This is a genomic window from Staphylococcus sp. AtHG25 (assembly GCF_003217445.1).
Lineage (GTDB): Bacteria > Bacillota > Bacilli > Staphylococcales > Staphylococcaceae > Staphylococcus > Staphylococcus haemolyticus.
Genome location: NZ_QJSN01000003.1, coordinates 193,711 through 218,861, shown reverse-complemented (window position 1 = coordinate 218,861; position 25,151 = coordinate 193,711). Strand labels below are relative to the sequence as shown.

Annotated in this window: 25 protein-coding genes; 19 read left to right on the top strand and 6 right to left on the bottom strand. The window is 32.1% G+C overall.

Annotated elements, in window-relative coordinates; translation table 11 throughout:
• Positions 1 to 79: 79 nt before the first annotated feature.
• The 3 genes from tcaB to BDW31_RS04025 all read right to left on the bottom strand — a co-directional run bounded on the left by tcaB (position 80) and on the right by BDW31_RS04025 (position 3,402).
• Positions 80 to 1,279, bottom strand: a complete 1,200-nt coding sequence (tcaB, locus tag BDW31_RS04035; protein WP_053025059.1) for a putative multidrug effflux MFS transporter TcaB — start codon at positions 1,277 to 1,279, stop codon at positions 80 to 82.
• Positions 1,280 to 1,438: 159 nt separating this feature from the next.
• A complete protein-coding gene (locus tag BDW31_RS04030) occupies positions 1,439 to 2,239 on the bottom strand; it encodes a hypothetical protein (protein ID WP_053025058.1) in 801 nt (266 codons plus the stop codon).
• A 17-nt stretch (positions 2,240 to 2,256) separates the two neighbouring features.
• Complete coding sequence (locus BDW31_RS04025; protein ID WP_053025057.1) at positions 2,257 to 3,402, bottom strand: glycerate kinase; 1,146 nt, start codon at positions 3,400 to 3,402, stop codon at positions 2,257 to 2,259.
• Positions 3,403 to 3,548: 146 nt separating this feature from the next.
• Here BDW31_RS04025 and BDW31_RS04020 point away from each other — a divergent pair, with 146 nt between their 5' ends.
• The 3 genes from BDW31_RS04020 (at position 3,549) to BDW31_RS04010 (ending at position 6,517) form a co-directional block, all read left to right on the top strand.
• A complete protein-coding gene (locus tag BDW31_RS04020; RefSeq protein WP_053025056.1) occupies positions 3,549 to 5,021 on the top strand; it encodes a hypothetical protein in 1,473 nt (490 codons plus the stop codon).
• 32 nt (positions 5,022 to 5,053) lie between these two features.
• Positions 5,054 to 5,434 (top strand): GtrA family protein, encoded by a 381-nt coding sequence (locus tag BDW31_RS04015; protein ID WP_053025055.1) that lies wholly within the window; start codon positions 5,054 to 5,056, stop codon positions 5,432 to 5,434.
• Positions 5,435 to 5,650: 216 nt separating this feature from the next.
• Complete coding sequence (locus BDW31_RS04010) at positions 5,651 to 6,517, top strand: cation diffusion facilitator family transporter (protein WP_053025054.1); 867 nt, start codon at positions 5,651 to 5,653, stop codon at positions 6,515 to 6,517.
• A 629-nt stretch (positions 6,518 to 7,146) separates the two neighbouring features.
• On the opposite strand, the gene BDW31_RS04005 is transcribed toward BDW31_RS04010, so the two are convergent.
• Positions 7,147 to 7,725: an aggregation-promoting factor C-terminal-like domain-containing protein gene (locus BDW31_RS04005; protein ID WP_110709207.1), complete on the bottom strand. Its 579-nt coding sequence runs from the start codon at positions 7,723 to 7,725 to the stop codon at positions 7,147 to 7,149.
• Positions 7,726 to 8,155: 430 nt separating this feature from the next.
• On the opposite strand from BDW31_RS04005, the gene BDW31_RS04000 reads away from it, so the two are divergent.
• On the top strand, positions 8,156 to 8,842 hold the full coding sequence (locus BDW31_RS04000; protein ID WP_037550112.1) for a 2,3-diphosphoglycerate-dependent phosphoglycerate mutase: 687 nt from the start codon (positions 8,156 to 8,158) through the stop codon (positions 8,840 to 8,842).
• Positions 8,843 to 9,052: 210 nt separating this feature from the next.
• Here the strand turns inward: BDW31_RS04000 and BDW31_RS03995 are convergent, their stop codons facing one another.
• A complete protein-coding gene (locus tag BDW31_RS03995) occupies positions 9,053 to 9,166 on the bottom strand; it encodes a putative metal homeostasis protein (protein ID WP_107609856.1) in 114 nt (37 codons plus the stop codon).
• Positions 9,167 to 9,333: 167 nt separating this feature from the next.
• Here BDW31_RS03995 and BDW31_RS03990 point away from each other — a divergent pair, with 167 nt between their 5' ends.
• The 4 genes from BDW31_RS03990 (at position 9,334) to BDW31_RS03975 (ending at position 13,265) form a co-directional block, all read left to right on the top strand.
• A complete protein-coding gene (locus tag BDW31_RS03990) occupies positions 9,334 to 10,785 on the top strand; it encodes an MDR family MFS transporter (RefSeq protein WP_053025052.1) in 1,452 nt (483 codons plus the stop codon).
• Between the two features lie 251 nt (positions 10,786 to 11,036).
• Positions 11,037 to 11,837: a transporter substrate-binding domain-containing protein gene (locus BDW31_RS03985; protein ID WP_037550106.1), complete on the top strand. Its 801-nt coding sequence runs from the start codon at positions 11,037 to 11,039 to the stop codon at positions 11,835 to 11,837.
• A complete protein-coding gene (locus BDW31_RS03980) occupies positions 11,818 to 12,537 on the top strand; it encodes an amino acid ABC transporter permease (protein WP_037550342.1) in 720 nt (239 codons plus the stop codon). Before BDW31_RS03985 ends, BDW31_RS03980 begins: the two co-directional genes overlap by 20 nt.
• Entirely contained in the window at positions 12,534 to 13,265 is a 732-nt protein-coding gene (locus BDW31_RS03975) for an amino acid ABC transporter ATP-binding protein (RefSeq protein WP_053025051.1), read from the top strand. Before BDW31_RS03980 ends, BDW31_RS03975 begins: the two co-directional genes overlap by 4 nt.
• A gap of 64 nt (positions 13,266 to 13,329) precedes the next feature.
• Here the strand turns inward: BDW31_RS03975 and BDW31_RS03970 are convergent, their stop codons facing one another.
• Positions 13,330 to 14,574 (bottom strand): aminoacyltransferase, encoded by a 1,245-nt coding sequence (locus BDW31_RS03970; protein WP_070631823.1) that lies wholly within the window; start codon positions 14,572 to 14,574, stop codon positions 13,330 to 13,332.
• A 254-nt stretch (positions 14,575 to 14,828) separates the two neighbouring features.
• On the opposite strand from BDW31_RS03970, the gene BDW31_RS03965 reads away from it, so the two are divergent.
• The 11 genes from BDW31_RS03965 to cobA all read left to right on the top strand — a co-directional run bounded on the left by BDW31_RS03965 (position 14,829) and on the right by cobA (position 24,948).
• On the top strand, positions 14,829 to 15,188 hold the full coding sequence (locus tag BDW31_RS03965) for a DUF4467 domain-containing protein (RefSeq protein ID WP_053025049.1): 360 nt from the start codon (positions 14,829 to 14,831) through the stop codon (positions 15,186 to 15,188).
• Positions 15,189 to 15,211: 23 nt separating this feature from the next.
• Complete coding sequence (locus BDW31_RS03960; protein ID WP_053025048.1) at positions 15,212 to 15,808, top strand: DsbA family protein; 597 nt, start codon at positions 15,212 to 15,214, stop codon at positions 15,806 to 15,808.
• A gap of 291 nt (positions 15,809 to 16,099) precedes the next feature.
• On the top strand, positions 16,100 to 17,650 hold the full coding sequence (adcA, locus tag BDW31_RS03955) for a zinc ABC transporter substrate-binding lipoprotein AdcA (protein WP_110709205.1): 1,551 nt from the start codon (positions 16,100 to 16,102) through the stop codon (positions 17,648 to 17,650).
• A gap of 137 nt (positions 17,651 to 17,787) precedes the next feature.
• On the top strand, positions 17,788 to 18,303 hold the full coding sequence (locus tag BDW31_RS03950; RefSeq protein WP_053025047.1) for a YceI family protein: 516 nt from the start codon (positions 17,788 to 17,790) through the stop codon (positions 18,301 to 18,303).
• A 150-nt stretch (positions 18,304 to 18,453) separates the two neighbouring features.
• Entirely contained in the window at positions 18,454 to 18,933 is a 480-nt protein-coding gene (locus tag BDW31_RS03945; RefSeq protein WP_070442581.1) for an SRPBCC family protein, read from the top strand.
• A gap of 59 nt (positions 18,934 to 18,992) precedes the next feature.
• Positions 18,993 to 19,175, top strand: coding sequence for a hypothetical protein (locus BDW31_RS03940; protein WP_011274973.1), 183 nt, complete (start codon positions 18,993 to 18,995; stop codon positions 19,173 to 19,175).
• Positions 19,176 to 19,317: 142 nt separating this feature from the next.
• Complete coding sequence (locus BDW31_RS03935; RefSeq protein ID WP_053025045.1) at positions 19,318 to 20,139, top strand: formate/nitrite transporter family protein; 822 nt, start codon at positions 19,318 to 19,320, stop codon at positions 20,137 to 20,139.
• A gap of 192 nt (positions 20,140 to 20,331) precedes the next feature.
• Positions 20,332 to 21,048 carry a sirohydrochlorin chelatase gene (locus BDW31_RS03930; protein ID WP_181414818.1) on the top strand — a complete coding sequence of 239 codons (717 nt, stop codon included), beginning with the start codon at positions 20,332 to 20,334 and terminating at the stop codon, positions 21,046 to 21,048.
• A gap of 235 nt (positions 21,049 to 21,283) precedes the next feature.
• Positions 21,284 to 23,695: a nitrite reductase large subunit NirB gene (gene nirB / locus BDW31_RS03925; RefSeq protein ID WP_070631828.1), complete on the top strand. Its 2,412-nt coding sequence runs from the start codon at positions 21,284 to 21,286 to the stop codon at positions 23,693 to 23,695.
• Positions 23,696 to 23,698: 3 nt separating this feature from the next.
• Positions 23,699 to 24,013 (top strand): nitrite reductase small subunit NirD, encoded by a 315-nt coding sequence (gene nirD, locus BDW31_RS03920; RefSeq protein WP_110709201.1) that lies wholly within the window; start codon positions 23,699 to 23,701, stop codon positions 24,011 to 24,013.
• Positions 24,004 to 24,948, top strand: a complete 945-nt coding sequence (gene cobA / locus BDW31_RS03915; RefSeq protein WP_053025042.1) for a uroporphyrinogen-III C-methyltransferase — start codon at positions 24,004 to 24,006, stop codon at positions 24,946 to 24,948. The genes nirD and cobA overlap by 10 nt, the downstream gene beginning before the upstream one ends.
• Positions 24,949 to 25,151 lie beyond the last annotated feature (203 nt).

Here is a 25,151-nt window from a genome sequence, read left to right as displayed (position 1 = left end):
TTAGTCGACTACTGCATGATTTTATGTAGCATTTTAATCCTTTGTCTTAATCTTCTAGTTATATTGAATAAAAGATTTATTATGCTGGGTTACGATGATTTCTAAAATAAATCACTTGTAGTGTTATTAAAATGACTGCTGTTATCATAATAACGAAAATGTATGGGGTTGTGTCATATTGTCCTTTGAGTCCTACAATAGGAGAGATAATACCACCAAGTATAAATTGGAATAGTCCTAATAAACTAGACGCATTACCACTACCACCAGTACGTTCTTCCATTGCCATTGAAAAACCAAGTGGCCCAATAGACGTAACAGGACATACATTTAAGAAAAATGCGATAAGTAAAATCCATAAGGGACCATGAACTGCAAGTGTAATCACAATTAAAATGACACCTACAACTTGTATTAAGGTTAAATAAATCATAAGTTTGAAACGATTAATATAAGCTACAAGAAGTGCGACGATCTGACTCACGATAATTAAACCGACACCATTAACAGCGACCATGATACTGAATTGTTGAGGTGTCATATTATAAATTTTTTGCGTAATAAATGGAGAAGCGGATGAAAAACTAAATAACATTACATACGTTAACCCCTGTAGAAACATTGGAATAATGAATCGTGGTTTTTTCATTAGACTACCGAAATCTAATAAAATGTCTTTAAAGTTAAGTGATTTGTGTTCCGATTTATGTGTCTTTGGCATCATTGTAGCGACGCCTAATAGTACTAATAGACTTATAAATGTTAGGATAATGAATACAATTCTCCATGATCCAAGTGCTAATGATAGTCCACCGAGTAATGGCATGATGATAGTAACAATACCATTCACGACCATTAATGATGCTAGAAATTTTGCTAATAAATCGCCCTCGTATCTATCTCCAGCGAAAGCTTTGGCTATAACGATAATACCACCGGCTGTAAACCCTTGGGTAAAACGAATACATAAAAATAAAATTAGGTTAGTAGCGAATACGCCACTAAGTGTGGCTAAGAAAAATATACATAATATGATAAGACCTATTCTTTTACGACCATATGCATCAGATAATGGGCCAAATAGGAATTGGCCAAGTGCTAAACCTATCATTGCAAATGATAATGTAAGTTGTATTTCAGATGTCGATGACCTAAATTGATGTTGTACTTCAGGTAATGCGGGTAAATACATATCAATAATCATAGGTCCAAATGCAGTCATTACACCTAATACTATTAGAAGCAATAGGGGTAATTTTGTATGAGTTGAAGGTTGCATAATGTTTCTCCTTAAAAAGTTTGCAAACTACATTATAAAGGTTTTTTGTATATTTGTAATTTACAAAATAAAAAAGCGACACAGAATTCATTGTGTCGCCTAATATAGGTTGATTAACTTTCAAAAAGTTTTGAATATAAGCTTTCTCAATCAAGCCAATTATTGTGAATTTGTATCACTTGAATTTCCAAGAATACTATTTAATTTCTCTTTAATTTCATCAAATTTTGTATTTACATCGTTGAGTAAGTCATTAACTTTACTTTGGCTTTCGTTATTTTGTTGAGCATTATTAGCTTCTTTTAATTTATTGACTTGCTCTTGATAAAATTTAGTTAATTTAGAATCTTCACCAGTTTGTTCACTATTTTTTAAGTTATTAACATCCTCTTGAATTTGTTTAATTCTTGAGTCAGTATCTACTTTATCTTTAATGTCATTTTTAGCATCTTCTACTTGTTGTTTGATATTATCAGTTTGATTTTGTACTTCATTTTTATAATCTTTAGATACATTGTTGTCATTAGAAGCATTATTCGTTTGTTGGTTATCACTACTATTGTTATTAAGTATTGCTCTTGTGGCAAATACCGCTACGATAATCAACAATATTGCAATAATAGCAATTAGCCATTTTTTAGATTTCTTATTTTTTTCGTTCTCTTCTTCTAACTGTTGTTCGCGTCTAAAGTCACGATCGTTATAGTATCTATTACCATCTTCATCGTATTCATCATTACGTCGGCGATAATCCTCACGATAATCATAATCATCTTGATATCGATGGTCATCATTACGATATCTCGGATCATCATCTCGATAACGTGAATTGCTACGATTGTATGCTTCATGACTTTCGCGTCGTTCATGACGCGCACGTCCATCCGCGCTTTGTCGGTTACGTTTGCGATATTGTTCATCATATTTGTAAGAATCTTTATATTTGTCTGTTCGTTTCAAGATAGTCACCTCATATTTTAAATAGTTAGTTTGAATAGTCTTGCAATATTTTCAGCAGTATGTGTCATGTTTCGTTTAGCGTTATTTAATAATGAAGGCAATGATTCTGGTTGCTCAATTAAACTAAATGCACTGTCAATGCCATGCTTATAAACATCTTGGTATCCTTCGGCAAGACTACCATAAATAGCTATAACAGGAACGTGATGTTCTTTTGCTGCTTTAGCTACTCCGATAGGTGTTTTACCAAAGACTGTTTGAGCATCCATCTTTCCTTCACCAGTTATGACAAGATCTGCATCCTGCACTCTTCTCGAAAAGTCAATTTCTTTTAATATAATATCAATACCGTTAGAAAGTGACGCATTGAAGAATGCGAGGATACCTGCACCTAATCCACCAGCAGCACCGGCACCTGGGATATCTTTGACACTTACATTTAGTTCTCGTTCTATCATATCATGATAGGTTGTAAGTGCGGAATCCAACTTTGGTATCATCTTAGCGTCAGCACCTTTTTGAGGACCATAGATTTCAGTTGCGCCATTAGCACCTAATAACGGGTTTGTCACATCACAAGCAACTTCAAATGTGACGTGCTTAAGTCTTTGATCTAAGTTTGAAAAGTCAATTTTTGCTAGCTCAGATAAGTAGCCGCCACCGAGTTTTAAAGGTTGATTTTTAGAATCAAGAAATTGAGCGCCTAATGCACATAACATGCCACTACCGCCATCATTGGTAGCACTTCCTCCAATGCCTAAAATGATCTTAGTAACATGATGATCAAGCGCATCTAATATTATTTCTCCAACACCGTAAGTAGATGTAATAAGTGGATTACGTTCTTCATCTGTCAATAAATCTAGTCCTGATGATGCAGCCATTTCAATGATAGCTACTTGATTATCCTGGGAAAGTGCATATGAAGCTTCAATGTTTCTATGCAATGGGTCATGAACTGGAATGGTGTACGTCTTAGCATTAAGCGCTTCCTTTAGAGCATCTGTTGTACCTTCACCACCATCTGCCATTGGGATAATGTCATAGTGAATATCTTCATGAAATATTTTCTTGAAACCATCTTGTATTGCTAAACCAGCTTCTTTAGCTGACATGCTCTCCTTAAATGAATCAGTGGCAATGACTATTTTTCTAAGATTCATCTTAGTAGACCTCCAATAGTTTATATATTTAAAATTAGTATAAAATAATATTTGAATGTATAATTAATAAAAAAAGAATATAATATAATTAGTTGAGCCAAAACGAGTGCTAATTTAATTAACTTTATGACATAAAGGAGTTCGACATGCATAGACTTAAACATCATGAATTTTACATCTGGATGATTGGATTGATCCTATATTATGGCTATTTAGGCTACATTATCCCTTTACATAGTACAGATTGGTTTTGGGGTAGTGGCCACGGTATGCAAGTGGTCAGAAATGTTTTTAATAATTTTAATGGAAGATACATTAGCAATTTATTAGAATTTGCAAGTGTCCATTCTATATTACTTCGTACATTATCATTTGCGTTTATATCAATCTTTATCGTGGTACTTTTATTAAGATTATTGAATCAGTTTGGTGACACAAATTATTTAATATTAAGCACTGTTTTATTATTTATTATACCCAATTCCTTGTTTGCACAAAGCTATGGTAATTTTGAATTTTTTTATACATATGTTTTTGGCACATGTTTTTCTTTATATATCTTAAGTTTTATAATAAAAGTATTACTTAATAAAGATGAATTTAGTCGTATTGAAGTTTTTATATTTTGGCTAATATGTACATTGGGACAGTGGTTTGCTGAGCCTTTAGCTTTTTATAATGCCAGTATATTACTTGTAGGAATGATTTATTATGCCATACGCAATCATAAGTTTTACTATAGTCTGGTACTTGGTTGGTTGCTTTCATTATGTGGGGCGATGGTGATGCTATTAAATGATAAATATATTTATATCTTCTCAAGTGTTGAGGCATTAAGAGGACACTTAGACATGCTTGGGTTAAACCATAAGTTCGAAATATCACTTCTAAAAGATATTCCAAGATATCTCTTTTTTAATAATATTATTATTTTATCCTTAATAGTGATTATTCTAATGATATTGCTATTAAAAAGTAGCGCGTTCTTAACTTTACCTACAATAAAGCGAATCATTTTACAAATAGGTATTTGTATATTGCCTATATATAAAATCTTTATATATGAACCTTTTAATTTGAAACAATTGTCAGAGACATTTACGTTTGAAATCATTAATACTCTATTGTGTCTTATAATGATGGTTAGCATTGCAATTTCATGTAAGTTAGTCATTCAATTACCATATAATCGATTGTTGGTTTTTATGTCACTTGTTTCTATTACAATTAGTGTGTTACCAGTTATTTTAATTACTGAAGTTTCAGTTCGACAATTTTATTTAGCATATTTACTTTGTATAATTGTACTCATTAGTTTAATTTCAGAATTAGGCATTTTGACGTTGAACCATTATAATCTTTTAAAAAGTTGTATACTTATCTTTGCAATTATAAATATAATTATTTTCACTGATGTACATATTCGTAGTGAACAACGACTAGAAGATGTAAAATCGCAAATTGATAGCAATAAGCGTCACATAACATTATCACATTTACCTTATGAAACTTACCTATTTGAAATTACACCAGCAGATGAAGCAGATTTAACTAACTTCAAAGAGTTTCATCATATTTCAGAAAAATATTCGTTTAAACTACTGCCGTTTGAAAATTAAAAAAGAAAAAATGACGACAAAGGAGAAAGACGATGAAATTGAATCAAACCCACTTTGAGATTATTAAATTTATAATTGTGGGGGGGATTAATTCCCTTAATTATTATATTGTGTATTTATTATTATTAAAATTATTTCACGTGAATTATATGATTAGTCATATTGCTGGTTTCTTAGTAAGTTTTGTTATTTCTTATTATTTAAATTGTTATTTCGTTTATAAAGTAAGACCAACGCTTAAGAAATTTTTAAGCTTTCCATTAACTCAAGTTATAAATATGGGTATGCAAACATTATTATTATATGTCTTTGTTAAGTGGTTTCAATTTCCATCTGAAATCGCACCATTTGCAGGTTTAATTATTACTATTCCAATTACATTTATTGTTTCAAAGTGGATTTTAAAGGATTAAATGACGTGCAACTTTAGGTGATTTATTTTTATAATACGAAACTTCAAATGACTTTAAAGAGTGACAATTTTATAGCTTTAGCTAAAGTGAAATTTAGGTTTTGCTAAAAATTTAATTAGATTAATTATACGGATTTTATAGAAATCAAAAAACGTTGTCATTCATATTTTGATAGTACATACTATTGATATTAAAGCATTTAAGGTGGTTAACAAAATGTCTCAAAGTGAAAATCTTAAATTGGCACAAAGAGGCGCTTATTTAAGTTTAGTAGTATACATTATTTTATCTGTTTCTAAATATATTACTGGATTTGTTTTTGATTCAGCAGCTGTTAGAGCAGATGCTTTGAATAATATGACAGATATTATTGTATCTATAGCTGTTATTGTTGGGTTGAAAATTTCAATAAAACCAGCAGATAAAAATCATCCTTATGGTCATTTGAAATCTGAAAATATTTCAACGTTGTTGGTATCATTTATTATCATGTTCGTGGGTATTCAAGTTGTGATTGAAAATGCACCTAGAATATTTACAAATGAGCACAATACACCAAATGTAGTCACAATATTTGTAAGTTTAATAAGTGGGTTAATTATGATAGGTGTGTTTGCAATAAATCATAGATTAGCTCAGAAAACGATGAGTAGTTCGTTAAAGTCCGCTGCAAAAGATAACTTATCAGATGGATTAGTTAGTATGGGTACGGCAATTGGTCTAGTATTTACTCAATTTGGTTTACCTATTGTCGATGTTATTTTAGCAACGATTCTAGGATTTTTAATTATTTATACCGGATTTGGTATTTTTAGAGAGTCAATTTTTGCACTTAGCGATGGATTCAATGAACAGGATCTTGAAGAATATCGTAATATTGTATTGGAAGTGGATGATGTCAAAGATGTGAACAATCTTAAAGGACGCTACCATGGAAGTAGTATATTTTTAGATGTAACGATTGTTGTTGATGCACATTTGTCTCTTCAACAAGCACATGATATTTGTGATCGAGTGGAGAATCACTTGCATAGTAAAGGTATATCATCAGTATATGTACATCCAGAACCGGATACTTTGTAAAAGTAAGATGAATAGATTCTGAACAAAAGCATTGTTAATTTTAATGATTTTTTTCTGAAAATAGTGATTACGAATAAAGAAGCCAGTAAATGACTCTTAAAAACTTCATTTACTAGCTTCTTTATTTATAATACTTCGTATTATTGGCTCAATTGCCTAGGGGACTGGGTTGTAAAGAAATTCTTAGATGAATTTTTACTCATTATAGTTGCGACACTTTCTTGCAGGAAAGGCTCGTGCCTGTAGTCCTCTAAAGGCGTTCTTAGATAGATGATTACTCACATAAGTTGCTTCGCGTTCCTGGGATGCCGTCTCAGCCTGTAGTCTTCGACTGGCACTGCTCTACCCTACCCTAGGAGTCTTCGCAACTATGTTTTGTATTCTATCTTAGAACGCCTTATACAAGTGCAACAGCACTTGTGTTCAATAATTAAAACGCCAAGAGTCGCACCAAAATACTTTGAATTCATATGGAATTCTACATTAAAATAAAAAAAGACAATTCCTATATTATTTCAATAGAAATTGTCTGTTATACTTATCCAGAAAATTTATGTCCCGGACGCTTTTCGAGTTATTTAAACATAAATTCTAAGCGTTCTGCCTCAGAACTTAAGCTCTGTTAAATTTTACCACCAACCGTTAGATTCACGGAAACTAATTGCAACTTCAATTGAACCATAACGTTCTTTAGCATATGAAATCATGCCTTTTGTTTGCGTTTCGACAGAGCCATAGCCCCAAGATTGATTTGTCTGTCCTAAACCATGATATTGTCCATTAGACGCATTAGGGTCTCCACCTGATTCAGGTAAGACAATTTTCTCCCATAATTCTTCTGTTCCGCCAGCTGCGATAAATTGTTTGTATACTGAAGATGTACTTTCACTTGATGAGCTTTCTTTAGATGAATTGTCATCACTTGAAATGTTGCTAGATGAGCTATTATCGGCCGTAGATTCGGAGTTACTTGATGATGTATTAGCAGTAACATTAGTTGTATTAGCTTGTGTAGTTGCAGCTGATGCTACATTAGAATGTTGACTCTGATGAGATGGTTGATTGTGTTGTAATTGTGTATGTTGATTATATTGACAAGATTGATTTTGTTGACCATGTGTCATTTCACTCGCATGTGCTTGACCGGATTCTAATCCTGCGGCACCTAAAGATACCATTGTCATTAATGCAAAAATTGATTTCTTCATAATAAATAATCTTCTTTAGAAATTGGTTTTTTGTAAGTAATCTAAAATTGCTATTAAATTAAGTAAAGTCATAATTACGTATCTTTTAATATCCTTTTAGATTATGCATCCCAATATGTCTTGCTGTTGATTACGGTAGAATCACTATAACACCTCATTTAATGACATAGGTTACTACAATATCAAAAGATAGTATCAAAAATGAACTGAAGGTAACGAACATGACAAGCTAACGTCATTTATGCCAAAAATGGCGTGAATTTAAGATATTATGAAAGTTAACGAAATAGTTTTATAATAAATGTAATAGAAAAAGAGTAGGTTATTTGTTGCAAAGCATAGGGAAGTAAATTTAGAGTTAGTGATTGGTTTTAAGTCATTTTAAACAAAATCATTCAATTAAAACTAACGTATAGGAAGGTGTTTTGATATGCCAAAATTAATATTATGTCGTCACGGTCAAAGTGAATGGAATGCTAAAAATTTATTTACAGGATGGGAAGATGTTCAACTATCTGAGCAAGGACGAAATGAAGCAATTACTTCAGGACATAAATTAAAAGAAAATGGCATTGAAATTGATGTGGCGTTTACTTCATTGTTAACGAGAGCATTAGAGACAACTCAATTTTTATTAGCTGAATCAGATCAAGAGTGGATTCCAGTGCATAAAAGTTGGCGTTTAAATGAGCGTCATTATGGTAAATTACAAGGTCTTAATAAAGATGAAGCGCGAAAAGAATTTGGTGAAGAACAAGTGCATCAATGGCGACGTTCATATGACGTTAAGCCACCAGCACAAACTGAAGAACAACGTGAATCATATTTAAAAGATCGTCGTTATAGACATTTAGATCATCGTATGATGCCTTATTCTGAAAGTTTAAAAACAACGTTAGAACGTGTGGTACCTATATGGACAGATAAGATTTCTCAACATCTATTAGATGGAGAAACAGTTCTAGTAGCTGCACACGGTAATTCAATCCGTGCATTAATTAAATATTTAGATAATGTATCTGATGAAGATATCATTGGTTATGAAATTAAAACTGGTGCACCACTTATTTACGAATTAGATGACAATTTAAATGTAATTGATCATTATTATTTATAATTATTAAATTAAAGTAGTGGGAGCGGGGCAGAAATTAAAATAAATTCGTGGTCCCATCCCGACGAGGATGAGTAGGTTTGAAAAAACTTGATTTAAGCGCATTTTCAAATCAACCAACTACTGCCAATATGGTAAAAGAAGGCTGAGACATTTTATTTAGTCACAGCCTTTTTTCTTTGTAGGAGTTATTTATGGAAGAAATAGATAACATTAAGCTGATTTACGATTACGTTTGTATTGTTTAATTATTTTTAATGCACGTTTGCGAGTTTTGATATTAGGACTATTCAAATTTCGACGTGCTGTTTGTAAATCTTGTTTCATATTTGATTCCTCCTTTTTAAAAAGGATAAAGGAAAGTAAGCTAAAAGTAAATAGTAATTATTACGATTTACAAAATAATACAAACAATTTATATGAAATTTAAAATTATATATGTATAATAGTCAAATGTATCTATTGAAAGCTTAGGTAGATAGGAGGGGAATAATATGTCACATAAACAAAAATTAGTAATGATATTTACGATGTTGTTAGGTGGCTTTTTCGGGTTGTTAAATGAAACGCTACTCACAACAGCGTTGCCGAGAATAATGAAAGATTTTAACATTGAATATTCACAAGTACAATGGCTAACAACTGCATTCTTACTAACTAATGGTGTAGTCATTCCATTATCTGCATTCATTATACAGCGATACTCAACAAGACAAGTGTTCCTAACTGGAATTCTGATATTCTTTATCGGGACGATGTTAGGCGGTTTTAGTCCAAACTTCACAATCCTTTTAATCGCGCGTATTATTCAAGCATTAGGCTCAGGTATTATGATGCCACTGATGATGACAACAATTCTAGATGTCTTTAAACCACATGAACGTGGTAAATATATGGGAATGTTTGGATTGGTCATAGGTCTTGCACCAGCAATTGGTCCTACATTATCGGGTTATTTAGTTGAATATTTTGACTGGAGATCACTTTTCCATGTCGTAGCACCGATTTCAGCAATAACATTTCTTATAGCTTTAAAAATTATTAAAAACGTTGGAACAACAGTTAAAACTCCTATTGACCTCATTTCTATAATATTATCTATATTAGGATTTGGTGGATTATTATACGGTGTTAGTTCTATTTCAAGTGATGGATGGGATGATCCACTAGTATTAATAACGATAATAGGCGGTATACTATTAGTCGGAATATTTATTTGGCGTCAAGAGAGACTTGAAACGCCATTACTAAGTTTCAAAGTGTTTAAGAATAAAGAGTTTGCAGTTGGTTTAGCGATTATGGCTGCAACAATGATTTCGATGATAGGTTCTGAAACAGTATTGCCTATGTTTGTACAAAATCTTTTAGGAAGAACGCCTATCGATTCAGGACTCATCTTACTACCTGGAGCAATTGTTATGGCTATCATGTCTGTTATTTCAGGTTGGTTATACGAAACATTTGGTGCTAAAGTGTTAGCAATAATTGGTATGTCTATTGTTCTTATAACTACTTTTTACTTTGTAGTCATGGATGAACATACATCTACGATAATGTTGGCAACTGTTTATGCTATTCGCATGATTGGAATTGCAATGGGCTTGATGCCAATAATGACGCATACAATGAATCAGCTAACACCAGAACTTAATGCTCATGGCTCATCCATGACAAATACCATTCAGCAAATTGCTGGTTCAATTGGAACAGCAGGTTTAATAACAATATTAAGTACAGCAAGTAAGAATTTCCAACCGACGATGAGTGATTATCAAAGTATGGATAAAAAAGAAATGGCAGGACAAATACAAATTGATGCCATGCTTCATGGTTATCATTCAGGATTTTTATTTGCCGTTATTATTACAGTCATCAGTTTATTGCTTACATTTTTAATTAAAAGTAAGAAAAAGGTTAAGGCAGAAGCTAAATTACAAAATAATTAAATGAACTTTATATAGTTAAAATAAGAGATCAAGACGAACGTTGAAAATATTTAAGCATTTTTTCATAGAAGGGATACCATAGAGGGCTCCTTTAACAAAAACGTTCTATGTCTAGGTCTCTTTTTTATTTTATTAATATCCAAACATTCTGAACACTTAGGCAAATGTAAAATAATGTTGACTATTCCCACCCATGAGATTAGAATTAATTTATTCTGACTAATCTAATAGGAATATGGAGGACAAGGTAGATGAAAAGACTTTTATTTGTTGCTTTAGCACTTATCTTTGTGTTAGCTGCTTGTGGTAATGGAGGATCATCTGATAAAAATAGTGATTCTAAATCAAGTAGTAGTAACAGCGATAGTAAAACACTGAAAGTGGGTACTGAAGGTACATATGCACCATTCACGTTCCACAATAAACAAGACAAATTAACTGGTTACGATATTGATGTAATCAAAGCAGTTGCAAAAGAAAAAGGTTATAAACTTAAATTTAATGAAACATCATGGGATTCAATGTTTGCTGGTTTAGATGCGAAACGTTTTGACGTTATTGCTAACCAAGTTGGTGTAAACAAAGATAGAGAGAAAAAATATAAATTCTCTACACCTTACACTTATTCAAGCGCAGTTTTAGTAGTACGTGAAAATGAAAAGAACATTAAATCATTTAATGACGTCAAAGGTAAAAAAATGGCTCAAACATTCACGTCTAACTATGGTCAATTAGCTAAAGATAAAGGTTCAGATATTACTAAAGTTGATGGCTTTAACCAAGCGATGGACTTATTATTATCTAATCGTGTTGATGGTACATTCAACGATAGCTTATCTTACTTAGATTATAAAAAACAAAAACCAAACGCTAAAATTAAAGCAATCAAAGGAAATGCAGAGCAAAGTAAATCAGCATTCACATTTAACAAAGATGTTGATGATAAAGTTGTATCTGATTTCAACGATGGACTTAAAACATTAAAAGAAAATGGTAAATTAGCGGAAATTGGTAAGAAATGGTTCGGTGAAAATGTTTCTGAGCCTAAATAGTCAACAACAACATGCATTAGATGCGGCAGGGCAAGCATTTGGACCAATGTTGGAAGGTTTATTAAAATATTCTATTCCAATAACAATAGTTACATTTATCTTAGGTTTGATTATTGCTTTATTTACAGCGTTAATGCGTATTTCAACGAGTAAAGTTTTAAAAGGTATCGCAAGAGTATACGTTTCAATTATTCGTGGTACACCGATGATCGTACAGTTATTCATAATCTTTTATGGTATTCCTGAATTAGGACGCTTAGTAACTGGTAATGCTGATGAACAATGGACATTATCATCAGTTGTTTCAGCTATCATCGGTTTGTCACTTAATGTTGGTGCGTATGCATCAGAAATTATCCGTGGTGGTATTATTTCTATACCTAAAGGTCAAACAGAAGCGGCTTATTCTATAGGAATGAACTATAGACAAACGATTCAAAGAATTATTTTACCTCAAGCGATCCGTGTTTCAATACCAGCTTTAGGAAATACATTCTTAAGTTTAATTAAAGATACATCATTACTTGGCTTTATCTTAGTTGCAGAAATGTTCCGTAAAGCTCAAGAGGTAGCGTCTACAACATATGAATATTTCACAATTTATATTCTTGTAGCGGTTATGTATTGGGTAATTTGCTTCATTATCTCAGTTATCCAAAGCTTCTATGAATCATATATTGAAAGAGGGTATAACTCATGATTGAATTAAGTGGTATCCATAAATCATTCAATGATAAAGAAGTCATTAAAGGCATTGATTTAAACGTAGAAAAAGGGGAAGTCATAACACTTATTGGACGATCTGGTTCAGGTAAAACGACATTACTACGTATGATTAATGCTTTAGAAATTCCGACTGAAGGTAATGTTAGTGTTAATGGTGAAAGTTATACCGCTAATAATAAAAAGTCTCAAATGAGCGTACGCAAGCAATCGGGTATGGTATTTCAAAGTTATAATCTATTTCCTCATAAATCTGCATTAGAAAATGTAATGGAAGGATTAGTAACTGTAAAGAAAATGAGTAAAGCAGATGCGAAAGAAAGAGCAATGGGATTACTCGAAAAAGTTGGTTTAACAAGTGTTAAAGATCAACGTCCACATGCACTTTCGGGTGGTCAACAACAACGTGTAGCAATTGCTAGAGCACTAGCTATGAATCCGCAAGTAATGTTGTTTGATGAACCTACTTCTGCATTAGATCCAGAATTAGTTAATGACGTATTAAGAGTAATTAAAGAATTAGTTGATGAAGGTATGACAATGGTGATTGTAACGCATGAAATGCGATTTGCACGCCAAGTCTCAAATAAAATCGTCTTTATACACGAAGGACGTATTGGTGAACAAGGTACACCAGACGAAATATTCGAACATCCTAAGACAGAAGAATTACGTCGTTTCTTAAATGTAATTAATGAAGATTAATAATGAAAAACACTTTTCTAAAGTTCATAAAGTTGAACTTAGAAAAGTGTTTTTTGCTTTATAGTTATTTACGTTCTAATAGTTGTTTAATTTTGTATGCAAGTGGGTGTATCGGTTTAATGAAATCTCCAATGTATTCGTAAACATTAGCATTGAAGCCTTTTTTAAATTGTTGCACACCATAATCTTCAGCATCTTCACTAAAGTCACCTGTAATACCGTAGAAATTATAACGATCTACATTATGTTCTTTTGCGAATTTAATCATATCCCATTGTAAACGATATGCGCCCATATACGCATTATATCTAGGATTTGAACCACTGGATAAATAATAAACTTCATGTTCATTATATAAGTATAAAGCCGCAGCTAGATTAAGTGTTTCGCCTTCTTCAGCAATTTTATCTTTCGTTTCATTTAATTTGCGTTCATTACTATCAACTTGTTGTTGTATTTGTGTGCGTTTATTTTTATTTTTCTTAGAGTTAGGGTTTTCCTCTAATACAGCATCGACTTCGGATAATTGTACTGTTAATGAATCGTGTTTTTGTTGGAGAGTAGATAAGTAATCCTTTAAATCAATATAGGCAAGTTTAAGCATTGCATGGTCTTTATACGTTTTTTGCATTTCATAAAAGTATGGTTTGTCTCTAAATTTGAAACCATGTTTTTCTTCGGCCATTTGGAATAATTCAAAGAACGTATCCGTTTCATCCATAGGTAGCGTTCTTACTTTTACGCCCATTTCATACGTTTTTTTAATGTTACGACGTGTTTGATAGTCCATTTCTTTTAATAATTGATCTTCTGACTTGTCTTTTAAATCTAAGACAGATAACCAACGTATTTGACTCATTGTGCTATAACCTACTGTCCATCCTTGATGTTTGTAACCTAAATCTTCCAACGTTTTGATGACTGCTCGGTTATCGTAACTTTCTAAAATTTCTCCATCAGCATTACGTAGGTTCTCCAAAATATAAGGATCAACTAATACATATAAGCAATTATGTTTTTTTAAATAACTTGTTAGTGATTTAAAGAAAAAGTGAACCAATTCAATATTACTGTAGTCCATGACAGGTCCACGATGTGTATAAAAGTATTTGAACACTTTTAAAGCACGTGCCTCAGTCATTAAAGTTGCAGCGATGACATTGTCGCTGTCATCTTTGACACCTACAACATGCACATCACCTTTTAATTCATTTCTGTTTTCAAAGTGAATTCGAGATTGTGTGTAATGAGAGAAATGACTGGATGTAAATTTCTCAAATTCCTCCGGTGATAAAGTTACGAATTTCATATTCATCTACTCCTCTGCGTTTTTAAGAATTATCCTTTATTTTAACAAATAACTACAACTATTACACAAGATAAGTTATTAAATCACACCGTACTTTAGTTGTAGGTTAAAATATATATTTAATTTATAATAATAAATATTTTTAGAAAATTAAATTTTTATGAACTAGCGCATATTTTAAAACCATTGTATGATAGTATTTGCAAAAGAAGTATAATGATAGATAGAGAGAACTGGGCAATAGGAGTGAATATATGAAACGTATATTAGTTATGTTAAGTGTCGGTATATTATTGCTAGCAGCGTGTGGTAACGATAAATATGTCGATAAAATAGATAAAGCTGTAAAAATCCAAGATCAAAAGCAAGAACAAATGTCTAAGAATGATACAGGAGATATGGTTAAACACTTTGATAAAAAAGATGCGAATATTTATGTTTATGAAGATGGAAAGTATGTTGTCTTAGCGTATAAACCTTTAAGTAATAATGAAGAAGTTCATTACTACACTTATCAATTTGATGGTAAAAAAGCGAAACGCATTGATAACTTTGATACAAAACAATATATCGAATCACATGATGCTGATTATAAGGAAGAAAATATGAATTAATATGTTATTACAAAGGAGCATCTATGAAAAAGAGAATTTTGTTAATAAGTATGATGATGGTTTTAATAATCATCATAAGTGCTTGTTCTAATGACAACAAGGAAAAGCAGCCACCTAAAACTGAGAATGGTAAAATTTTAATCGTTGAGTATGGAGACTTTAAATGTCCATACTGTAAAAAAGTGGAAAAGAATGTAATGCCAACAATTAAAAAAGACTATATTGATACGAATAAAGTAGAGTATCAATTTATTAATGCTGGATTTCTTGGTAAAGATTCAATCGCCGGCTCTAGAGCCGGAAACGCAGTGCAAAAAGTTGCACCTAATGAATACTTAACTTTTCAACGTAACGTATTCGCGAATCAAAAAGACGAGGATAAAAAGTGGTTAACAGAACAATTTCTTGATAAAGAAATTGATAAGTTAGATATTACGACGCAACAAAAATCTGACATTAAAAAGCAGTATAAGACTAAGAACAGTGAAGCTTGGAAAAAAGCAGAAAAACAAAAGGAACTAACAGAAGATAATAATATTGATACTGTTCCAACTGTTTTTATAAATGGAAAAAAAGTGAAAGATCCTTATAAAGTCGAAGAATGGAAGAAATACTTATAGTCACGATGTCATAGTGAGTAACGCTGACATTCATTTTGTGTTATATTGTAACCACTAAAGAGAAGTGGAATAAATTTAATAATGTTGATTCAAAGAAGAATTGTAGTGTACTTCACTATGATTCTTCTTTTTTTAAAAATTTAGAAAGGTAGTAACTTAATCAATGATAGATATTTTTAATAAAAGATGATTTTTATTAAATTGAAAATAAAAAAATAAAAAACTATTGTAATTTTATACAAATAAAGTTATGCTTTTAAATCGTAAGTATTACTATTTAGGAGGTATAAAATGAAACGCTTTTTAAGTCTTACTGTTTTGATAACTATTATTGTATTTATATTAGTCGCTTGTGGAAAGGAAGATCGTTCTAATAAAGATTCTAAAGGTGATAACAAAATGAATGTGTCTACAACTGTATATCCTTTGCAATCCTTTATAGAGGAAATAGGTGGTAACCATGTCAATGTATCGTCTATTTATCCTGCTGGCACAGACCTACATGATTATGAACCAACTCAGAAAGACATGTTAAAGGTTAATCAATCTGATTTATTTGTATATACAGGTGATGATTTAGATCCAGTCGCTAAGAAAGTTGCAGCCACAATTAAAAATGATAAAAAGAAAGTTTCATTACAAGATAAACTAGATCAATCAACACTACTAACAGACCAACACGAACACGGTGATGAAGAACACGAGGATTCACATGGACACGAACACCATCATCATGGTGGGTATGATCCACATGTATGGTTAGATCCTGAGAAAAATAAGGTGTTTGCTAAAGAAATTAAAGATCAGCTAGTAACTAAAGATCCAGAACATAAAGATGAATACGAGAAAAATTTTAAAAAATTAGAAAAAGAGTTAAATGATATTGATAATAAAATGAACAACATTACTAAAGATAAACAAGGTAATGCTGTATTTATTTCTCATGAATCTCTAGGTTATCTCGCAGATCGCTATGGCTTTGTTCAAAAGGGAATTCAAAATATGAATGCTGAAGATCCTTCTCAAAAAAAACTTACAAACTTAGTAAAAGAGATTAATGAGAAAAATGTTAAATACATATTGTATGAGGATAATGTTGTAAATAAAGTAACTGAAACAATCAGAAAAGAAACAAATGCAAAACCGTTAAAATTCTATAATATGGAGTCACTTAATAAAGAACAATCTAAAGATGCATCGATGAATTATCAAACATTGATGAACAAAAATATTGAAGTATTAGATAAAGCATTGAGTTCCAATATAAAAGTACAAGACGAAAAAGCTGAACATAAATATGATAAAGCTATTTCAGATGGTTATTTCAAAGATGAACAAGTTAAAGATCGTGCATTATCAGATTATGAAGGTAAATGGCAATCAGTGTATCCCTATTTAAAAAATGGTGATTTAGATGATGTAATGAAACATAAATCTGAAGAAGATAGCACTATGACAGAAAAAGAGTATAAAAAATACTATGAGAAAGGTTACAAAACTGACGTTTCTAACATAAATATTAAAGGTGACAACATTACTTTTGAAAAAAATGGGAATAAGGTTACTGGAACGTATGAATATGTTGGTAAAAAAATCCTAGATTATAAGAAAGGTAATCGTGGAGTTAGATTTATTTTTAAATTGAAGCACTCTGACAAGCAAACATTACCTAAGTACGTTCAGTTTAGTGATCATAATATCGCACCTAAGAAAGCAGAACACTTCCACATTTTTATGGGTAACAACAATGAAACATTACTTGAAGAAATGGATCATTGGTCAACGTATTATCCTGCCTCATTAGATAAGGATGATATTAAAGAAGAGATGTTAGCACATTAATAAATTTAAAATTTGAGTCTTTTTACTTGTATTTCCATATAAGTTTCTTTATTATATTAAGTATAATAATTATACAAAATATAGTACTGATTTTCAGTTACGTAGTTTCATAATTTAAATAATGGAGGTATGTACACATGGCTAATTTAAATTTAGATCCAGCACATTCAGGAGTTAACTTTTCTATTCAACACTTAGTTGTATCAAATGTTAAAGGACGTTTTAACGAATTTGACGCTAACATTTCAGGTGATTTCAATGATTTAAGTTCATTACAAGGTACTTTTACTGTTCAAGCAAATTCAATTGATACTAAAGTAGCAGATCGTGATAATCATCTTAAAAGCGCAGATTTCTTAGACGCTGAAAACTACCCAGAAATTAAATTTGAAATTACTAAAGTAGATGATAAATCAGTTACTGGTAACTTAACTATGAAAGATCAAACACATGAAGAAACTTTTGATTTAGATTATAAAGGTACTAGTTTAAATCCATTAAACGGTAAAAACACTGCTGGTTTAGTAATTACTGGTAGCCTTAACCGTGAAAAATATGGCATTACGTTTAACCAACAACTTGAAACTGGTGGTTTCTTATTAGGAAAAGACTTAAATGTTGAATTTGATTTAGAATTTCCACTTGAAGACTAATCACTAGTTATACTACTTAATAAAAATACTCATATGGCTCCCTACAAAGTAGATATTAATGAATGTAAACTTTGAAGGGAGCTTTTTTGTAATTAAAATCAATAACTGGTAAATTCAGAGAGCATTTAACAAATAGATAGGGGGATTTAAATGTCAATTCAACTAAAAGATAATAAAATTATATTTAATAGAACGTTTGAGGCGCCAATAAATGAAGTTTTCGAGGCATACACTACGGAGACGTTATTTGAACAATGGTTTCATCCTCAAGGAGGTAAAACAAAAGTTTTTCGTTTTAACCCAGTAGTCGGTGGTGATGCCTTCTTTGCGATAGAAATGCCAGAACAAACAAGTTACACATTGACTGAATATAAAAAGGTGGATAAACCTAATCATATTGAATACTTAGATTTCTTTGCTACATCTCAAGGTGAGAAAGATACATCATTACCTGGGATGCAAATTTTGATTGATTTCACTTCAGAATCAGCGCAAAGCACGCTTGTAACGTCAACTTCAATCTTTCCAACAAAAGATGCGGCGCAACAAGCACTTGATATGGGTGTAGAAGCGGGAATGAATTCTACATTGGATCAACTAGAATCACTCTTGGAACAAAAAAAGTCATAGGTATGTCAAAAAATTCAACTATATTTAAGTTATAATGTAGTTGAAATGAGGTTGATGATATGAAAGAAAGATATTTAAAAGTACTAGCTTTATTTTCAGTTAGTACATTAATACCAACAGTACTACTCAATTCAAAGGCAATTGATAATAGTGCAATTAAATATGTTTTAAGAACAGCGCTAGGCTATGGCATTTTTGCTACAGGTTTACGCTATTTATCAAGACTTAAAGCACATAAATAGTGAATTACTAAGTGAGGTAGAATCGTGTCTACATGATACGATTTTACCTCACTTTTTTACCTAAAAAATTTAAGCTATTCATGTTTTTTTTTAAAAATATATAATTGAAACATAACCTTAAAGGATGCAGGGGGGCATACATATGTTGAAGAACAATAAAACGGTTGAGGACACCCATGCAACGCGTGATATTGTAGAAGCTGCTGTTGGGCAGGTACAGACGAAAGAAATTATGTCTACAAAAACGCCTGGTAGATATGCATTGAAAACAATCATGTCAGGTTTTTTATTAGCAATCGTAACGGTATTTATGTTGGCAATTAAAACACAATTTGCAGGCACTAATGAAGGTTTAGTTAATTTGCTAGGTGCGATTGCATTTAGTTTAGCTTTAGTATTAATTGTGTTGACGAACTCAGAATTACTAACTAGTAATTTCATGTATTTAACGGTCGGCTGGTATTATAGAGCCATTACTATTAATAAGATGTTGTTCATTTTCTTATTCTGTTTTATAGGGAATATTATTGGCGGATTCATATTATTCTTCTTAATGAAAGGGACGCATATTATGACGCCAGAAATGATTGCCAGCTTAAGTAAGACAGTACATATGAAAACGGTAGAATCAACTTGGTTAAATATTTTAGTTAAAGCGATCTTCTGTAATTTCTTTATTAATATTGGTATATACGTGTCTATGTTATTTAAAGAAGGACTGGCAAGAGCATTCTTTATTGCCGTAGGTGTTGTTGTGTTTGTATTCATGGGTTATGAACATGTTGTCTTCAATGCTGGTTTATACGCAGGTATGGTGTTCTATAATTTAGATGCACTATCATGGTTAGGTGTTATTAAAAATATTGTGTTTGCTTTAATTGGTAACTATATCGGTGGTGGTATATTTATTGGTTTAGTATATGCGTATTTAAATGGTTCACGTGATAGTATAAAAGCTAAGTAATCAATAATAGGGTTGTGTTATCACTAAGTTAAATGAGTAAATAGCACAACCTTTTTTATTGAATTAATTCAACCACATTATTGAAAAAAGTTGACTAAATTATGATTAAAACATATCATTTTAATCAACATTAAAGCATTTTATGACCAAATTTTAAAAGCACTAAAGTCTTATATAAAGGGGATGAAGCGATTGGTTGCGAATATATTAGTGGCACACGGCATGAGAAAAGGTGATCAAAATAAAGCATTGGGAGAATTCTTAGATCGTTTATTAAGTGATGAAACGTATGAATATGAATTAGCGTTTATTGAAGGTGAAGAAAAGAGTATTGAAAATACGATTGGTCGTTTAATAAAGCAAGGTGAAACTCAATTTAAAGTTGTACCTCTTTTGATCTTTTCGGCAATGCATTATATCGTCGATGTTCCTGAAATTTTATCAAATATCAAAAAAGATCATCCTGAAATAAGTTACGAAATTAGTGAACCGCTTGGTACGCATGACTATATGGTAGATTTAGTTGAAAAACGTATTCAAGATGTTGAAATTTCTACCTCCTCTAATTATGCGATTGTATTAATCGCACATGGTAGTTTCTCATATACGAAAGCACATGATGAGTTAAAGGAATTTAGTGAAAAAATGAATCAACCTGTACCTATCTTTTGTCGTACGCTATATGGTGACATTACTTTTAGAAATGACTTGGATCAACTTTCGAATGAGTATGATGAACTTATTGTAGTGCCAATGTTTTTATATGATGGGCGACTAGTAAACAAAGTAAAACGACTCATTTCAGAAATGGATATACAGGGTACGCTTCATATTACACCATCTATTAATTTCGATAATATATTGAAGGAAATTATTAGTGAACGTTTAAAGCAATTAACATTTAATTAGGATTTATAAGCTGAGGCACTATGTTGTCTCAGTTTTTTATTGTAATTGGACAAGTTATTAAACGTATTAGGGAATTCCCCGATTTTTAATTAATTTGTGAAAATCATCACATTTGAAGTAGGATCTGTTATAGAATAGCAGTGAAGAAACAAATGTTGAATATCAAACATTTTAAAAAACAAAAAATTGCAAATGGAAAATAAGTAAATTTAAAGTGATAAAAGGGGCATATTTTATGACTAAACAAAAATTAGTGATGATTGGAAACGGTATGGCGGGATTAAGAACGATAGAAGAAATTCTAGAGCGTTCAGATTCACAATTTGACATTACAATTATTGGGAAAGAACCTTATCCAAACTATAACAGAATAATGTTATCAAATATATTACAGAAGAAAATGACTGTAGAAGAAACAATAATGAATCCATATGAATGGTATGAAGAAAATAACATTCAGCTCATCGTCAACGACCCGGTAGAGACGGTTGATCGTTCAGCACAAACAGTAACAACATCAAAGGGTGTTGAAGTGAACTATGATATTTGTATATTTGCAACAGGCTCTAGTGCTTTCGTATTACCGATACCTGGATCAGATTTACCAAGTGTTATAGGTTGGAGAACAATAGAAGATACTGAACGCATGATTGAAATCGCTAAAACGAAAAAGAAAGCTGTCGTTATTGGTGGCGGATTATTAGGACTTGAATGTGCACGTGGTTTAATGGATCAAGGTATGGAAGTAACTGTATTACACTTAGCAGAATGGCTTATAGAAATGCAGTTAGACCGTAAAGCTGGCGGCATGCTTAAAGCGGATTTAGAACGTCAAGGTATGAATATCGAGTTACAAGCGAACTCTAAAGAAATTATTGGTAAAGATGATGTGGAAGCGATTAAATTGGCGGATGGAAGAATAATCGAAACAGATTTAGTGGTCATGGCAGTCGGTATCCGTCCATTTACTCAAGTAGCACGTGATGCAGGTCTAGAAGTAAATAGAGGTATCGTTGTTAATGATTATTTACAAACATCAGACCCTAATATTTATGCTGTTGGCGAATGTTCAGAGCATGACGGCAAAGTATATGGTTTAGTCGCACCGCTCTATGAACAAGGTAAAGTGTTAGCTGACTACCTAACTGGAAAAGAAACAGAAGGGTACAAAGGTTCTACAACTTTCACTTCATTAAAAGTGTCTGGTTGTGATTTATATAGTGCGGGACAAATTGTTGAAAATGAAAATGTCCATGGTATTGAAATTTTCAACAGTGTCGATAATATTTATAAAAAAGTCTATTTGAGTGATGGTCAAGTTGTCGGAGCAGTATTATATGGTGATACAGATGATGGCTCAAGATTCTATAATATGATGAAAAAACATGAATCTTTAGAAGACTATACATTAGTATCATTATTGTACAAAGGTGGAGAAGAAGCGGTAACTTCTATCGCTGATATGCCAGACGATGAAACTATTTGTGGCTGTAACGGTGTAGATAAAGGTACGATTGTTAATGCGATTACGACTAAAGGATTAACATCAGTGGAAGAAGTAACGAAAGCAACTAAAGCGGGTAATTCATGTGGTAAATGTAAAGGACAAATTGGCGAGTTATTACAATGCACATTAGGTGATGACTTTGTAGCAGCGAAACCTACCGGAATTTGTGCTTGTACTGATTTAACACGTGATCAAATTGTTACGCAAATAAGAGCTAAAGGTCTAAAAACATCTAAAGAAGTACGTCACGTACTAGACTTTAAAGATAAAAATGGCTGTCCAAAATGTCGTCCAGCAATAAACTACTATTTAAATATGGTATACCCACATGACCATCAAGATGAAAAAGAATCACGCTTCGCAAACGAACGTTATCATGCAAATATTCAAAATGATGGTACATTCTCTGTTATTCCACAAATGCGTGGAGGCGTAACAGATGCTGACCAATTAATAAGATTAGGTGAAGTTGCAAAAAAATACAATGTTCCATTAGTTAAAGTAACAGGTTCTCAACGTGTAGGTTTATATGGATTGAAGAAAGAAGAATTACCTAAAGTATGGGAAGATTTAGGTATGCGTTCAGCTTCAGCATATGGTAAGAAAACACGTTCAGTTAAAAGTTGTGTAGGTAAAGAATTCTGTCGATTCGGTACTCAATACACTACACGCTTAGGTATTCGTTTAGAAAAAACATTCGAATACATTGACACACCACATAAATTCAAAATGGGTGTATCTGGTTGCCCACGTAGTTGCGTTGAATCAGGAGTTAAGGATTTCGGTGTTATCTCAGTAGAAAACGGTTATCAAATTTACATCGGTGGTAACGGAGGTACAGATGTTACAGTTGGTAAATTATTAACTACCGTTGAAACTGAAGATGAAGTTATTCAATTATGTGGTGCGTTAATGCAGTATTATCGTGAAACTGGCATATATGCAGAAAGAACTGCACCATGGTTAAATCGTTTAGGCTTTGAAAATGTTAAAGAAGTACTACTGGATCCTGAACGTCAAAAAGAGTTATTCGATAGAATTATGGATGCTAAAAAAGCGATTGATGGACATGGCGAACCTTGGGAAGCAATCGTTGAAGATAAAGAAGCTCGAAAAATCTTTGAAGTTGAGAGGGTGTAACATATGAAATCTATGGAAAAAGTAAAAGTAACTACAATAGAAGAATTAACACCATTGATTGGGAAAAAAGTGATTGTTAATGGTAAAGAAATTGGCATTTTCTTAACTGAAAGTGGAGACATTCATGCGATTAATAACACTTGTCCTCACAAACAAGGGCCATTATCAGAAGGAACAGTAAGTGGCGACTACGTTTATTGCCCTCTACATGATCAAAAGGTTGATTTGAGAAGTGGTGAGGTACAAGAACTTGATACTGGATGTGTTGAAACATATCCAGTTGAAGTTATCGATGGAGACGTTTATGTATGTCTGTAGATGAAAAATCAAAGGTTTACTTGATAGGTGCTGGACCTGGTAATCCTAATCTTTTAACGAAAAAAGCAGAACGATGTATTAAGAAAGCTGAAGTTATTCTATATGATCGTTTAGTAAACCCACTCATACTTCAATATGCACCCGCTGATGCGGAATTCATTGATGTAGGTAAAAAGCCTTACGCTAAACACATACAACAAGACGAAATTAATTTAAAAATCGTTGAAGCGGCTAAAAAGTATCAAACAGTCATTCGTCTCAAAGGTGGCGATCCAGCAATATTCGGTCGTGTTACTGAAGAAGTCATTACTTTAAAAGACTATGGAATCGAATATGAAATTGTTCCTGGTGTAACTTCGGCAAGTGCCGCTGTTGCAACAATGGATTTAGGATTAACAATGAGATCAGTAGCACCTAGTGTGACCTTTTCAACAGGTCATTTCAAAGATTCAATCAATCAAGAAACAGATATACGTAATTTGATTAATGGTGGGACATTAGCCATCTATATGGGGATAAAGCGATTGGGCCGTATCATTGAGCAAATCACAGCTTATACTTCAGAGGACTATTCGATAGCAATTGTATTTAATGCTACGTGTCATAACCAAAGCGTCATCATTGGTAAATTAAGCACCATTGAGCATCAATTACAACAACATGAACTTGAAGGTGAACCAGGAATTTGTATTTTAGGCGCTATTGTTGACCATATTGATAAAGATAAAGTGTTGAAACAAGAGTATGAAAGAAATTTAGATGATTTATTATATGTTATAAAAGGTTCGAAAGAAGATGCTTTATTAAAAGCTGAAGAATTATCTGAAACAGGATATCATTGTTTAGTGCATGTTGATGAAAGTTACCATCCATCACAACAACAATTATATACACAAATAATCAATAACAATAAAATTAAATATATTAATTTATAAGTCATCCTTGCAGGAGTGGTATAACGAATCCTTAGAACGTTATGTACCACTACCTGCTTTTTTGTTTTTTAGGGATTCCCCCATGCGAATTAGGACATTCCCTAATACCTAATGAATGTGAAAAATTGTACAATCATTATAAATTCAAAAGTAAAACGGCAAATCGGAATAAGTTAATACCTTTAACGGTAGGAGGATTCATA